The organism is Pedobacter terrestris (assembly GCF_052343045.1).
Lineage (GTDB): Bacteria > Bacteroidota > Bacteroidia > Sphingobacteriales > Sphingobacteriaceae > Pedobacter.
Map to the genome: position 1 here is coordinate 598,566 of NZ_CP180264.1, position 14,651 is coordinate 613,216.

A 14,651-nucleotide genomic window follows, 5' to 3' on the forward strand; every position below is an offset into this window, starting at 1 on the left:
GATGCAATTATCCAAAGGAGTATTTTAAATAGTTTTTTAATAATTTTGTATTCTAAATGTTAATAATTTGTCTGTTATACTAGCTATTGAATCCTCCTGTGATGACACGTCTGTTGCCATTTGTAACAACGGCAAAATTACTGCCAATGTTATTGCAAACCAAACAATTCATCAAAATTATGGTGGTGTAATCCCTGAATTGGCTTCAAGGGTACATCAGCAAAATATCGTTCCTGCTGTAGAAGAAGCATTGAAGCTTGCGCAAGTCAGTAAAAAGGACATTAATGCTGTTGCATTTACGCAGGGACCAGGTTTGTTGGGCTCGCTTCTGGTTGGCGTTTCTTTTGCTAAATCTTTTGCACTCGCCCTTAATTTACCGCTTATTTCGGTTAATCATATGCATGCTCATATTTTAGCCCACTTTATCGACGAGCCAAAACCGAATTTTCCTTTTTTATGCTTAACGGTATCTGGTGGCCACACACAAATTGTTTTGGTTAAAAGTTATTTCGACATGGAAATTGTTGGTGAAACCTTAGATGACGCAGCAGGTGAGGCCTTCGATAAAACGGCAAAGATTTTAAGCTTACCGTATCCAGGCGGCCCGTTGATTGATAAACATGCAAAAAGTGGTAATCCGAATGCTTTTAAATTCGCAGAACCACAAATTCCTGAACTCAATTTCAGTTTCAGTGGTTTCAAAACCTCCATTCTATATTTCATTAGAAAGCAAGAAAAAGAAAACCCCGATTTTATTGCCGAAAATTTGGATGATATTTGCGCGTCTGTACAACATAGCATTATTCAGATTTTGATGAATAAAGTGAAAAAAGCGGCTAAGCAGTATGGAATTAAAGAAATTGCCATTGCAGGTGGTGTTTCTGCAAATTCTGGTTTGAGGAATACTTTGCAAGAGTTGGCGGTTGAGTTGGGTTGGAACGTATACATTCCTGCTTTCCAGTATTGTACAGATAATGCCGGAATGATTGCAATAGCGGGTTACCAGAAATTTTTAGCTGGCGATTTTGTAGGGCAGGAGATTGCGCCTTTGGCCAGAATGGAATTTTAATTATAAGGCGGGTAATTCCGATAATACAATATAGCGCCGGCAAAATACCCGGCAAATAAATTAAATAGTTATGACAGGAGCATCGTTGATTTTTTGGATTGTATGTGCATTTCCATTAATCGGAATTTTATATTGGTTAATCCGTAAGGATAAAAACAAACTTAAAGGCAGTTGGGGCGTTTTGGTTCTTGGTGCTTTACTGATCGCGGCTTTGCTGGTAATTGTCTATGTGACCAAAGATTTTAATGCTGTGTTTACACAAGGCAACTAAAAAAGATAAAATGATAATGGCTGTTTGGTTTTTCCCAGACAGCCATTATTTATAAATATTTTTATTAGAATTATTTCTCTTCCAATTGCTCTCCGGAAACTTCTCTTTTGATTTTAGTTTCCAATTCTTCAGCCAGTTCCGGGTTATCCATTAACAATTGTTTAACCGCATCTCTACCTTGCCCCAACTTCGTATCTCCATAAGAAAACCAGGATCCAGCTTTTTTGATGATACCAAAATCTACACCTAAGTCAATGATTTCTCCGTTTTTAGAAATTCCTTCACCAAACATAACATCAAATTCTGCAATACGGAAAGGAGGAGCAACTTTATTTTTAACGATTTTTACTTTAACTCGGTTACCAGATACTTCGTCAGAATCTTTAATTTGAGAAGTACGGCGGATATCTAAACGTACAGAAGCATAAAATTTTAATGCATTACCACCAGTTGTTGTTTCCGGGTTACCGAACATCACGCCAATTTTTTCACGTAATTGGTTAATGAAAATACAGCAACAACCCGTTTTAGCAATTGTTCCGGTTAATTTACGTAAAGCTTGACTCATTAAACGGGCATGTAAACCCATTTTACTTTCGCCCATTTCGCCTTCAATTTCACTTTTTGGTACCAATGCGGCAACAGAGTCAATTACAATTACATCAATAGCGCCAGAGCGGATCAAATTGTCTGCAATTTCTAAAGCTTGCTCACCATTATCTGGTTGTGAAATCAATAAGTTATCGGTATCTACACCTAGTTTTTTTGCGTAGAATTGATCAAAAGCATGTTCTGCATCAATAAATGCAGCAATGCCGCCTTTCTTTTGTGCTTCTGCAATGATATGGGTCGCTAAGGTCGTTTTACCAGACGACTCCGGGCCATAGATTTCGATAATCCTTCCTTTTGGAATACCGCCAATGCCTAATGCAATATCTAAACTAATAGAACCTGTAGAAATAAACTCTAAAGGCTCAACCGCAGTATCGCCAAGTTTCATTATGGTACCTTTACCGTAAGATTTTTCTAACTTATCTAATGTGAGTTGTAGTGCTTTTAATTTATCTGCGTTTGCGCTCATGTTGTTGTATGTTCTGATCCGTAAATGTAAGAATATATAGGCAAATGTCTAAATCTTATTTACTAAAATATTTAGCTAAGTTAAGCGTTTTTTAGCTAAAGTCAATAGTAAAATAAAAATATTTTAAGATTCCTGGTTTTGTTTTAAATGTAGTACATTCTGGCGTTCAAAATATCTGCACATATATGTAATTTCACAAACGGCACACTTTGGGCTTCTGGCCAGGCAAACATATCGCCCGTGTAGTATCAACCAATGATGTGCAATGTGTATATCGTCTTTCGGTAAATGTTTTACCAAATCTTTTTCAACTGCCAGTGGTGTTTTTCCGTTGGTTAAACCCAAACGATTCGCTACGCGAAAAACATGTGTATCTACCGCCATTGCCGGCGCGTTGTATATTACGGAGGCTATTACATTTGCGGTTTTGCGCCCTACGCCTGGCATTTTCTGCAAGTCATCTATATCCGATGGTACTTCGTCATTGAAATCGTTTAGCAACATATTGGCCATGCCAACCAGATGTTTTGCCTTGTTGTTGGGATAACTGATGCTTCTGATGTAATCAAAAACAATATCGGGTGTAACTTCTGAAAGTGCCTTAGCATTTGGAAAACGTTGAAATAAAGCCGGTGTAACCATATTTACACGCTTATCTGTGCATTGTGCAGAGAGAATTACAGCCACCAATAACTGATATGGATTGTTGTAATGTAATTCTGTTTCCGCATCGGGTTGTTTGGCCGAAAAGTGTTCTACGAAAAGCTTATACCGTTCCTTTTTAAGCATGTGCAAATATAAAGAAGCAAAATGTATTTTAAGTATTGAGTTGCCTTTACACCATTGCTTATACTGGCACTCGTTTATAACGAGTGTGTAAATAACTCTTCAATTTTATCGAATAGCTTCAAAAACACGTTAAAAACGCTAAACTATTTCCCCACTCGTTATAAACGAGCGGGAGAACCTTGTACTCGTTTTAACAGCTTTAGTTGTTTTAAACGATCATTTCGATGGATAGAGATCTAGCCTCGCTTAGCTCAAATTGAAATAAGCGAGGATTTTATATTAATGCATAACTACGTAGTTGCTTTTATCTGCAGCAGATTTTTCTTCAACGGGCGCAAAGCGATTGTTCCAGATTAACCAAAATGCAAATAATGCACCGATAAAAGCCATTGCTGCACCAACATAGGCGGGTGCAGTGTAACCGTAGCCATATACCAAAGGTAAGCCACCAAAATAAGCGCCCAGAGCATTGCCAATATTAAAACTGGCCTGACTTGCAGATGCAGCCAGCATTTCTGAGCCTTTGGCAGATTGGATCATCAGCATCTGGATTGGAGAAGCCAGAGAAAACGCGACTGCTCCGGTAATAAATGTCATCACTAAAGAAAGAATCTGATTGGATGATACAAAGTGTACGATAACTAAAACAACAACCATTGCAATAAGTAAGGCTGCTGAAGCTTTTGCTGGCGAGTATTTATCAGCGAGTTTGCCACCAATAAAATTGCCAAGCATCATGCCTAATCCTGCAAGCATCAATATATAGGTTACATTGTTTGATGAAAAGTGCGCTACTTCAGTCATCAAAGGCGCAATATAACTGTACCAGGTAAATAATCCGCCTGTGCCGATAGAAATCATAGCAACAATAATCCATGCGTCGCGTTTTTTGAAGAAACCAAGCTCAGATTTTAAGTCTCTGTTCTCGGTAGCTTGTAATGTTGGCAACCACAGTTTGAGTCCCAACAAGGTGATTAAGCCTACAAAAACTACGACAGCGAATGAAATTCTCCATGAGAAATTATGACCAATGAAGGTTCCAAGGGGCACACCAAGTATATTCGCAAGTGTTAAGCCCATAAACATTAAAGAGACTGCCTGGGCAGCTTTCCCTTGCTTTGCTATTCGGCTGGCTACTACAGAGCCTACACCAAAAAATGCTCCGTGCGGAAGACCGGATAACAATCTCGCGATAAATAATGTATTAAAGGTAGGTGCAAAGGCAGAGAATGCATTGAAGGCTGTAAACATAATCATCAATGCAATTAAAATTTTTTTAGGTGGGTATTTTCCGGCAATCATAATCAAAAGCGGTGCACCGATTACAACGCCCAAAGCATAAGCTGAAATTAGGTGGCCAGCTTTGGGAATGCTGACATGCAGATCTTTAGCGATATCGGGCAGCAAACCCATCATTACAAATTCCGTAATACCAATCCCCAAACCACCCAATGTAAGTGGCAAAAATTTCTTTTCCATGTTTAACCTTAGTGTTTTTTATACACTATGCAAAGTTACTGCTTTTTTAACAGATTTAGTTTGATGAAGAGTCAATGCAAATTGATTGATCAAAATTTATGGCGACTTCATATTCCAGAAAGTATAAGCTGATTCTGCCGCCTTATATTTTAAATCAAATTATTGACTGACGGTAATTCGCCTAATTACCTTTTTGTGTGAAGAACAATGCAGTGTAGATTGTTTAAATATGACATTACGTAAACGTTAGTCTGTCGGAGGTAATCTGTCGAAAGTGTAAAGCAAAAAAAAGCTGCTTCAATTATTGAAGCAGCTCTATGATTTTTGGCTACCTGTTTTTGCTGTAATTTAAAATCTTCGTAATGGTTTCATCACTAGGATTTTTTACAAGCCTGTCTAACGTGCATTTTATTTGATCGTAGAACAAGTCTAGCTCCGCATCAGATTCATGATCAGTAGTAGATTGAAACATGTTTTGGATAGGTAGGTTTAAAGATGATTTTGATGTAGAGGTTTTTGTCATAAGCACTGTAAATTGTTAAAAGTTTTATAAACTTAACGATTGTTCAGAGGCTTTATTTCAACCAGTCAAATAATTTTTGTAACAAATACGCTACTCTCTAGGGATCATCTCCTTTGTCTTGAGCATCTTACGGAGGTTACTCAATGCATACCGCATTCTGCCTAAAGCAGTATTGATGCTCACTTCAGTCAAATCTGCAATCTCTTTAAAACTTAGATCAGCATAATGGCGCATCAGCAAAACTTCTTTCTGCTCATCCGGTAACAAATGGATCATTGCTTTAAGGTCTTTATGCGTTTGATCGCGCAACATTTTTTCCTCTGCACTTTCGTCGTAAAAATGCAACATATTAAAAACGTCCATGCCATCTGCACTGGTGATAATCGGTGTTCGTTTTTCCCTACGGAAATAATCGATCACTAAATTATGAGCAATACGCATTACCCAAGGCAAAAACTTGCCTTCTTCATTGTATCGTCCTGATCGCAGCGTATTGATAACTTTTATAAAAGCGTCTTGAAAAATGTCTTCTGCCAAATACTGGTCTTTAACCAATAAATATATAGAAGTATAGATTTTACTTTTATGTCGCCTTAAAAGTTCCTGCAATCCATTCTCGTTTCCGGTTATATATAATTTAACCAGATCCTGATCGTTATGTGATTGTAAATTCATAGGTATGCCTACACTAAATCCCGTACTATTTGCTAAAAATTAATTTGTAGAAGTTTAATTTCTATAGCGTTTCTCCTATGCTTTTTTGATGTGTTAGTTTGGTTCTGAGACCGTTATTATCCAAAGAAAGTTATTTTTTTATCAAAAAACAAAAAATAAAATGTTAAAAAATAAATTAACCATCTCAGTACCCTATTTTTGTATGTTTTAAAAACCCGATCATAAATTGATGGGTTATAGTTTAAAACTTTGATTATTCATGAGCAAAAAAGAAGCCGAAAAAGATCCGCATAAAAACATTATTATTAAAGGTGCCCGTGTTCATAACCTGAAAAACATAGATGTTGCCATCCCGAAAAATAAACTGGTTGTAGTTACAGGAATGTCTGGTTCGGGAAAATCCTCTTTGGCTTTTGATACTTTGTATGCTGAAGGGCAACGCCGATATGTGGAAAGCTTATCTGCCTATGCACGTCAGTTTATGGGTAGAATGAATAAACCAGACGTAGACTACATTAAGGGTATAGCACCCGCAATTGCGATAGAGCAAAAAGTTATCACCTCAAATCCGCGCTCAACTGTTGGTACTTCAACAGAAATTTATGATTACCTGAAACTGCTTTTTTCCAGAATCGGAAAAACAATTTCTCCGGTTTCCGGACAAGAAGTCAAGAAAGATTCAGTGAGTACAGTAGTAGACTATGTGAACAGTTTTCCGGACGATACCACAGCAACAATTTATTGCCCGCTGTTTCCACACAATAACAGAACGATAAAAGAAGAGCTGGCGATTTTGCTTCAGAAAGGTTTCTTGCGCGTACTGATCAATGGGAAGATTGAAAAAATTGAATCTGTATTAGACGATAAAGATTTCAAAGATCAGGAGCTTACCGATGATAAAACTGTTCAAATCCTGATCGATCGGATTGTCACCAATGGGGAAGAAGAAACGTTGAACCGCCTGGCCGATTCTGTTCAAACTGCATTTTTTGAAGGCAAAGGAGATTGTTACGTAGATATAGAAGGTAATGTAAAACACTTTAGTGATCGTTTTGAGTTGGACGGAATCCGTTTTGAAGAACCTACGCCAAATTTTTTCTCGTTCAATAATCCATACGGTGCATGTAAACGCTGCGAAGGTTATGGAAATGTAATCGGTATTGATGAGGATTTGGTTGTTCCAGATAAAAGTAAAAGCGTTTATGACAATGCTATCGCACCATGGCGTGGCGAAAAAATGGGCGTTTGGTTGCAGAATTTTATAAAAGCAGCGCCGAAATTCGATTTCCCAATTCACCGCTCATTTGGTCAGTTAAAAGAAAAAGAACAACGTTTATTGTGGACCGGAAATAAACATTTTGTCGGTTTAGATCAGTTTTTCAAGGAACTTGAAGAACAGACCTATAAAATTCAATACCGCGTAATGCTTTCTCGCTACCGCGGAAAAACAACCTGCCCGGATTGTAAAGGTTCTAGATTGCGTAAAGATGCATCTTACGTTAAAATTAATGAAAAATCTATCATTGATGTTGTTTTAATGCCTTTAGCAAAGGCGTTGGACTTTTTCGATGGATTAGATTTATCTGAAAACGACCGTAAAATAGCCAAAAGATTGCTTGCCGAGATCAGGAACCGTTTCCTGTATTTAAACAACGTTGGTTTGGGTTACCTGACCTTAAATCGTTTGTCTAATACACTATCAGGTGGAGAATCTCAACGTATTAACCTTGCCACCTCTTTGGGCAGTAGTTTAGTTGGTTCCATTTATGTTTTGGATGAACCCAGTATTGGCTTGCATCCGCGCGACACCAATAAACTTATAGAAGTATTGATCTCTTTGCGGAACGTCGGAAATACCGTTTTGGTTGTAGAACATGAAGAAGAAATGATGCGTGCAGCAGATTATATTATTGACATTGGCCCGGAAGCGGGAACACAAGGCGGTAATCTGGTTTTTAGCGGAACGTTCGATGAGATTATTGAAGATAAAAACAGTTTAACCGGGCGATATCTTTCCGGCGCAGAAAAGATCAGTATTCCAGGTCATCGCCGTAAATGGAAAGACCATGTTTTAATTAAAGGTGCACGCGAGAATAATTTAAAAAATATAGATGTAAAATTTCCCCTGGGTGTTTTCACTGCGGTAAGTGGCGTTTCCGGATCAGGAAAAACCAGTTTAGTGAAGAAAATTCTTTACCCGGCGCTACAAAAGGCAATCGGAAATTATTCTGGAGAGCAGACAGGTGCTTACGATGGTATTTTCGGAAATTACGATCAGATTACGGCAGTAGAGTTGGTAGATCAGAATCCAATTGGCCGTTCCAGCCGTTCTAATCCGGTTACTTATGTAAAAGCCTGGGACGATATTCGTAGTTTATTTTCTTCGCAAGCCGCAGCAAAAGCAGCAGGATTAAAACCAGCAGCATTTTCTTTTAACGTAGAAGGTGGCAGGTGCGATGTTTGTCAGGGAGAAGGTGAAGTAAAAATCGAGATGCAGTTTATGGCAGATATTTACCTTCCTTGCGAAGCTTGTGGAGGTAAACGCTTTAAACAACAAGTTTTGGATGTCACTTACAGAGACAAAAATGTTTCAGATATTCTGGAGATGACGATTGATGAATCTGTAGAATTTTTCGCCGGCGAGCAAAAGATCTTAAATAAATTAATGCCTTTGGTTGATGTTGGTTTAGGATATGTACATCTTGGCCAATCATCCAATACACTTTCTGGTGGCGAAGCGCAAAGAATCAAGCTGGCGTCTTTCTTGATTAAAGGTAACAACGCCAGTAAAACCATGTTTATTTTTGATGAACCTACCACCGGACTTCACTTCCACGATATTAAAAAACTGCTCAAAGCTTTAAATACACTTATTGAACAGGGAAATACTATTCTGGTTATTGAACACAATATGGATATGATTAAATGTGCGGATTGGGTAATTGATATTGGTCCGGAAGGTGGAGATGGAGGTGGAGAAGTGGTTTTTGAAGGAACGCCAGAAGATCTCTTAAAAGAAAAAACTTCTTATACAGGAAAATATTTGGCCACGCATTTGAATATTAATCCATAATTTCGGCCAATGCTTTTTCTAACGTTTTTCATTGGTGTTGCACTCAATGCTCTTGGTTACATACCACCAGGTAATATCAATTTAACTGTTGCCAAACTTGCCATCAACAAAGGGATGCGGCAGGTTTGGTATTTCATTTTGTCTTTTTCTTGTGTTGAAGTTTGTTTTACCTTTGGGATGATGCGCTTTGCACGTTGGGCAATGAGCGATATCAATCCAAACGAAGCTGTAAGCGAGGTGCGTTTGGGTACTTTGGTAGATGCTTTTATGATCGTGATGTTTTTAGTAATGGGGACAATTACCTGGATAAACCGCAAGAAAGCACCAAAAACAAGTGATAAAGAAGATAAACGCAGTGGAAGTGTACTTTATGGATTAATTCTTGGTGTTTTAAACCCTGTTCAAATCCCTTTTTGGTTGTTTTTTGGCAATTATGTAATTCTGCATGATTGGATCAGCACAGATTACCTTTCGCTCGTAATTTTTAGTTTGGGTTCTGGTGTTGGCTCTGCACTCGCACTTTATCTATACGGTCATTTTGCAAAGTACATTCAAGAAAAATTTGCTTTGAGCAGTCATCTTATTAATAAATCAATCGCAATATTTCTATTCGTATTGGCAGCTTACCTTATTGTTAAGCAATTACTGATTGTGTTTTAAAGCCCAGATTTTATTGTTGGGAAATGGAAATTTGATCGTGCTCGTTTTAATTTTGAAACATGCCAATCGAGATTTTTATATGGAAGAGTTCACTTGTCATTAATCTTCTATTTCAAAAACTCTACATTCCAGATTTTTTCCGCTTTGCGTCCAATTAACCAGAAAGATGCTGCAAGTACAGAGAAGAAGAGTGCTTTATGCCAGCTGTCCCAGAAATATTCAAAATAACGGGTATATAAGTTGATGAAGAGGAAAGTAATTCCAAACTCACGGGCAATATCATCGCGGTACTTCAATCCAATCCAGGTACTGAGCACACAAATTCCGGCAGAAATGAAAGCCCAGTAAAATAAACTCAACTGGCGCACAGTGTACCATTCTTCCAGGCTGGCGAAATTTCCGAAGACAGACAATCCCCACAAAGAAATAAAAAGGTAAACCATGCCTGCTATGTACGTTACCTGAAAAAACAACTCGGTAGATTGGAATCTTTTAATCAAAAAAGAAAAAGCAGTGAGTATTGCACCAAAGGCCACAAAGCGTAAAGGGTAGTTCATGCCCAGAAAATAATAATTCCATCGACTTAAATATCCGGTTTCTGTTCCGAACCAGGCACCTAATGAAAGAAGCGCAAAAATCCAGATTAACCTTGAACGGAAAATATAACCCAAGGCACCATATATAAAAACCGAAATGAGGATAAGAATAGTGAAATTGCCTGATCCGTTATCTACGGATTTACCGAAGTAAGCTACTGCATTTGCCGTAAGTAAAATGGCGGAAAATATAATTGCTTCGTTACTGAATTTTAGCTGGCTTTTTGTTTTCTTTCGCTTAAAACCCAGAATATAAAGCCAAGCGGCAATGCCTGCAGATAGGATTGAAATTACAATATTTGGTGTGTTGTACAGATTTTTAAGGTAATCAAGAATTGTATTGTCTATGAGTAAAGAGCCCAAAGCAATTACTCCGCAGGCGAGTGCCACCCAGAAAGCATATTGTGCCAGCCGTAACCAATCAAAATTTTTGGCTTCGTAACTTTTACGAAGTTTATGACCGGTTTCTTCAGTAATTAGGCCCTGATCTTGCCATTGCTCAATCATCTCGTCAAGAAATTCACTTTTTTCTCTGTCTACTTTCATGGGATGGTGTATAAACGAAGATAAGGAAAAGAGACGGAAGAATGCGTTGCAGCAGTAAATCCGTCTTCTAGAGCTTCAAAAGCGTTGAAATATTTGAATGTTAAATAACTTCCTTAATTTTTTTATTGTTACCCACAATCCAGATCACATCGCCGTTATCAAATACAAATTCTGATGAAGGATTTAATATCCGTTCGCTTCCACGTTCTATACCAACGATTAGTGCCTGGGCTTTTTCGCGGATTCCTGCATTTCGAATACTTAGCCCAAAAACTGGCGATTCTGTATTCACAACAACTTTCTGGAGCGTCATTTCCTTATCGGGGAAATTAGATTCCTGATCGGTTTCGGGGATATCAATTTCGAGAAGATCTTTCACCAAAGCCAACTGATCATCGGCGCCAACCAATAATAATTTATCGTTTGGATAGAGTCGTTCATCTCGTCCGGGGGTTGGAATATTGAGGCGTCCGCGCTCAATTAAAGCGATGTTAACACCATATTTTTCGCGGATCATCAATTCGGTAAGTGTTTTGCCAATTACCGGCGATTCTGGCGAAACTTTCAATTCGGTTAAATGTGTATCCCAAGGTAAAATGTCGGGTTTTTGATTTTCACGTGCATTCAGATTCAGCATAAAACGGCGTTCCAGTTTATCGTAAAACGACTGCAGCCTACGCGAGAAAACGAACATACCTAAAATGATTAATGCCAAGGCAATTCCGGCAGCAATCCAGGTATCAAAGAACTCATACATCAGAAATCCAACAAAGAAAATACCCAATGCAATACGGAAGGTTTCTATGGCAATTAGTGGTCCACGCGTAAACTTTTTATTTAGCCACAAATGCGAATATGCGGTTTTTTGTATTCTTCGGATAGAAAGTGCCCATAAAAATGGCGACATAATTACGAAAGACAATCCTACGCTGAAAAGGGTAGATATGATTGTATTGGCTATGTTTTTTACCATAAAAGGCTGTAAATACCTTGCCGTTAAAAACACAATTGCAATAATAATAACCGAATGGATAATGGTATTGAAAATGTACGAGCGCAATAAGATTTTCCAGTCGCTTAATGTTGTAATTCCGGCGGTGCTTGAGCTGTAACGTTGTATGCCATCCAGCCATTTTTTTGGGAGGATGCGGGTTAGAAAATTATAAAAACCTTCTGATGATTTAATTAGGTAAGGCGTTGTAAATGTAGTGATTGCCGAAGCTGCAACGGCAATTGGATATAAGAATTCGCTGGTTACTTTTAGCGTAAGTCCAAGTGTGGCAATAATGAAAGAAAATTCGCCGATTTGCGCCAGACTCATTCCTGCCTGAACCGAGGTTTTAAGCGGTTGACCAGATAATAATGCGCCAAGTGTAGAACTTATTAATTTCCCCAGAATGGTAGCCAATGTAACAACCAGTATTGGTAAAGCATAATCTACCAGTACTTTGGGATCTATCAGCATACCCACAGAAACAAAAAATACTGCGGCAAAAAGGTCTTTAACAGATTTTGTGAGGTGTTCAATTTTTTCGGCTTGAGTAGTTTCTGCTAATATCGATCCCATAATAAATGCGCCCAAAGCCGGCGAAAAGCCAACTTTTACCGCCAGCAAAACCATAATTAAACATAAAGCCAGAGATACAATCAGCATGGTTTCGTCATTCATTAATTTCCTGGTCTTTTTTAGAAATGTAGGAATGAGGAAAATGCCTCCCAAAAACCATAGAACTAAGAAAAAGGCTAATTTAAGTATTGAAACCAACATTTCTGAACCAGCAAACTGCTGACTAACAGCAAGTGTAGATAACAATACGAGCAACAAAATGGCAACCAAATCTTCTACAATGAGCACACCAAAAACAAGTCCGGCAAATTTTTTATGTTTTACGCCCAACTCTTCAAATGCACGGATAATAATTGTTGTAGAGGATACAGATAAAATTCCGCCCAAAAAAATACTGTCCATCGTTTTCCAGCCCATAATTTTACCGGCAGCATATCCAATTAACAACATAAAAAGAACTTCTACAACGGCAGTAATAGAAGATGAGCCGCCCACTTTAACCAGCTTCTTGAAAGAAAACTCTAAACCAAGGCTAAAAAGCAGAAATATTACGCCAATCTCTGCCCAAATGGTGATGCTTTTTTGATCGGTAACGGTGGGCAATAAATTAATGTGCGGGCCAACCATCAAGCCAGCTAAAATATAGCCTAGTACCAAAGGCTGTTTAATTCTTTTAAATAATAAAGTGGTAATTCCGGCGGCAGCAAGGATCAGTCCTAAATCGGCAATTAAATCGGGTAAATGAATCATGTGTCTACAATGATAAAAAATCAAAAAACGTAAAATCCGGTAAGATATGTGGGGTTTGACTGGCAAACTTTATACTATATACCGGTGATATTTAGAATTAAAATTTAATTACCGGAAAAAATGTTTTGGATAAAGTATTTTAAATAAAGATATGCAGGGCGATTGAAATGAAGGGATGAAATTTTTAGCTGCAATAGAACCAAATCTCAACAACAGACCAACTAGAACAAAAAAAAGAATGGTTGGCGCCGTAATTTTAAATAAACGATGTGTGGTAAATTCTCGTTCTACAGATTCTTGTTCTTCGATTGATATTATTTTGAAATGTGATGCCTTTTTTTGGAAAACGACAGATTTTTTCTGCGTCCAGTTTGCTGGCGGAACAGCTGTGCGCAGGTTTTTAAAACCTGGCGAACCTAAGCAAATTAGCAAAAAAGAGAAGATAAAAAAAAGCCTCATTGCCGCAATATAGCGAAAATGAGGCTTTTTCTGAAGGCAAAATTGCAATAAACACCTTTACATGACGGAGTCGAAAAATGCGAGTGTATCTAGTTTATCTTGATGGAGCTGTTGTTTCAACGCTTCTAATCCAGTGAATTTAACATCGTGGCGCAAGAAGCTTAAAAAATTCATTTTTATATCCTGACCATAAATTTCTTCATTAAAATCAAAAATATTCACTTCTATATTTCTGGTCATTCCGTTAATAGTTGGTCTTTGGCCTATATACGCCATTCCTTTATAAGTTCGAAGTCCGGAGGCCGAAGGCGGAAGTTCAGTCTTGTCACTTATAGAATTTAGGTTTTTAGCTGTTACTTCTGAGCCAATTTCTACTGTAACAGCATAAATCCCATCGCCCGGAATAAGTTTGTAGGTTTCTTCTACAAAGATATTTGCGGTAGGGAAACCAATTGTCCGGCCAATTTTATCGCCTTTAATTACGCGGCCAAAAATAGAAAATGGATAACCCAGATATTCTTCTGCAAGTGCAACATCTCCTTGTAGCAAAGATTCTCTGATTTTTGTTGAGCTTACGGCTACATCATGAATGTCTTGTTCCATAATTTCTTCTACAGAAAATCCATATTGCGTGCCTGCTTGTTTAAGATCGCTTAGATTGCCTGCGCGGTCTTTGCCGAAACGGTGATCGTAGCCAATAATGATGTGTTTGGTACCAATACAATTAACCAAGATGTTTTTGATATAATCTTCGGCACTTTGGTTAGAAAAATCGCGGGTAAACGGTGTAATAATCAAATGATCTACACCGAGATTCTTAAGAATTTCCGCTTTCTCCTGGATGGTGTTGATGAGTTTTAAATCCTGGTTTTCCGGATCGATAATCATCCGCGGATGCGGAAAAAATGTTAGGATTACACTTTCACCCTGATCTGCCTTTGCGCGTTCTACCAGTTGTTTGATGATTTTCTGATGCCCGTAGTGTACGCCATCAAAAGTGCCGATGGTGACTATGGCATTTGTTAATTTCTCAAATTCTGAAAGGTTGTTGTATATTTTCAAAGTTGAATTTTATTTTGAATTGGGTTTTCTGCGTGAGGGATGGAAGCGGCA

11 protein-coding genes are annotated in these 14,651 nt (G+C 38.1%); 4 read left to right on the forward strand and 7 right to left on the reverse strand.

What is annotated here, in order from left to right; translation table 11 throughout:
- The first annotated feature begins 67 nt into the window (after window positions 1-67).
- On the forward strand, window positions 68-1,069 hold the full coding sequence (gene tsaD / locus ACJVDH_RS02655) for a tRNA (adenosine(37)-N6)-threonylcarbamoyltransferase complex transferase subunit TsaD (RefSeq protein WP_443946024.1): 1,002 nt from the start codon (window positions 68-70) through the stop codon (window positions 1,067-1,069).
- 70 nt (window positions 1,070-1,139) lie between these two features.
- Complete coding sequence (locus tag ACJVDH_RS02660; protein ID WP_443946025.1) at window positions 1,140-1,340, forward strand: hypothetical protein; 201 nt, start codon at window positions 1,140-1,142, stop codon at window positions 1,338-1,340.
- Window positions 1,341-1,410: 70 nt separating this feature from the next.
- On the opposite strand, the gene recA is transcribed toward ACJVDH_RS02660, so the two are convergent.
- The 4 genes from recA to ACJVDH_RS02680 form a co-directional block, all read right to left on the reverse strand.
- Window positions 1,411-2,421 carry a recombinase RecA gene (gene recA, locus ACJVDH_RS02665; RefSeq protein WP_443946026.1) on the reverse strand — a complete coding sequence of 337 codons (1,011 nt, stop codon included), beginning with the start codon at window positions 2,419-2,421 and terminating at the stop codon, window positions 1,411-1,413.
- Window positions 2,422-2,544: 123 nt separating this feature from the next.
- Window positions 2,545-3,210 (reverse strand): endonuclease III, encoded by a 666-nt coding sequence (gene nth, locus ACJVDH_RS02670; RefSeq protein WP_443946027.1) that lies wholly within the window; start codon window positions 3,208-3,210, stop codon window positions 2,545-2,547.
- A 279-nt stretch (window positions 3,211-3,489) separates the two neighbouring features.
- Complete coding sequence (locus tag ACJVDH_RS02675; RefSeq protein WP_443946028.1) at window positions 3,490-4,689, reverse strand: MFS transporter; 1,200 nt, start codon at window positions 4,687-4,689, stop codon at window positions 3,490-3,492.
- Between the two features lie 613 nt (window positions 4,690-5,302).
- On the reverse strand, window positions 5,303-5,887 hold the full coding sequence (locus ACJVDH_RS02680; protein ID WP_443946029.1) for an RNA polymerase sigma factor: 585 nt from the start codon (window positions 5,885-5,887) through the stop codon (window positions 5,303-5,305).
- Between the two features lie 259 nt (window positions 5,888-6,146).
- Between ACJVDH_RS02680 and uvrA the strand changes: the two genes are divergently transcribed.
- Both uvrA and ACJVDH_RS02690 read left to right on the forward strand, forming a co-directional pair.
- On the forward strand, window positions 6,147-8,960 hold the full coding sequence (gene uvrA, locus ACJVDH_RS02685; protein ID WP_443946030.1) for an excinuclease ABC subunit UvrA: 2,814 nt from the start codon (window positions 6,147-6,149) through the stop codon (window positions 8,958-8,960).
- Window positions 8,961-8,969: 9 nt separating this feature from the next.
- Window positions 8,970-9,620, forward strand: a complete 651-nt coding sequence (locus tag ACJVDH_RS02690) for a LysE family transporter (protein ID WP_443946031.1) — start codon at window positions 8,970-8,972, stop codon at window positions 9,618-9,620.
- 107 nt (window positions 9,621-9,727) lie between these two features.
- Here ACJVDH_RS02690 and ACJVDH_RS02695 read toward each other — a convergent pair whose 3' ends face one another.
- The 3 genes from ACJVDH_RS02695 to ACJVDH_RS02705 all read right to left on the reverse strand — a co-directional run bounded on the left by ACJVDH_RS02695 (window position 9,728) and on the right by ACJVDH_RS02705 (window position 14,600).
- Window positions 9,728-10,762, reverse strand: a complete 1,035-nt coding sequence (locus ACJVDH_RS02695) for a DUF2157 domain-containing protein (protein WP_443946032.1) — start codon at window positions 10,760-10,762, stop codon at window positions 9,728-9,730.
- A 100-nt stretch (window positions 10,763-10,862) separates the two neighbouring features.
- Window positions 10,863-13,079, reverse strand: a complete 2,217-nt coding sequence (locus ACJVDH_RS02700) for a cation:proton antiporter domain-containing protein (RefSeq protein WP_443946033.1) — start codon at window positions 13,077-13,079, stop codon at window positions 10,863-10,865.
- A 516-nt stretch (window positions 13,080-13,595) separates the two neighbouring features.
- Window positions 13,596-14,600 (reverse strand): bifunctional riboflavin kinase/FAD synthetase, encoded by a 1,005-nt coding sequence (locus tag ACJVDH_RS02705; protein ID WP_443946034.1) that lies wholly within the window; start codon window positions 14,598-14,600, stop codon window positions 13,596-13,598.
- Window positions 14,601-14,651 lie beyond the last annotated feature (51 nt).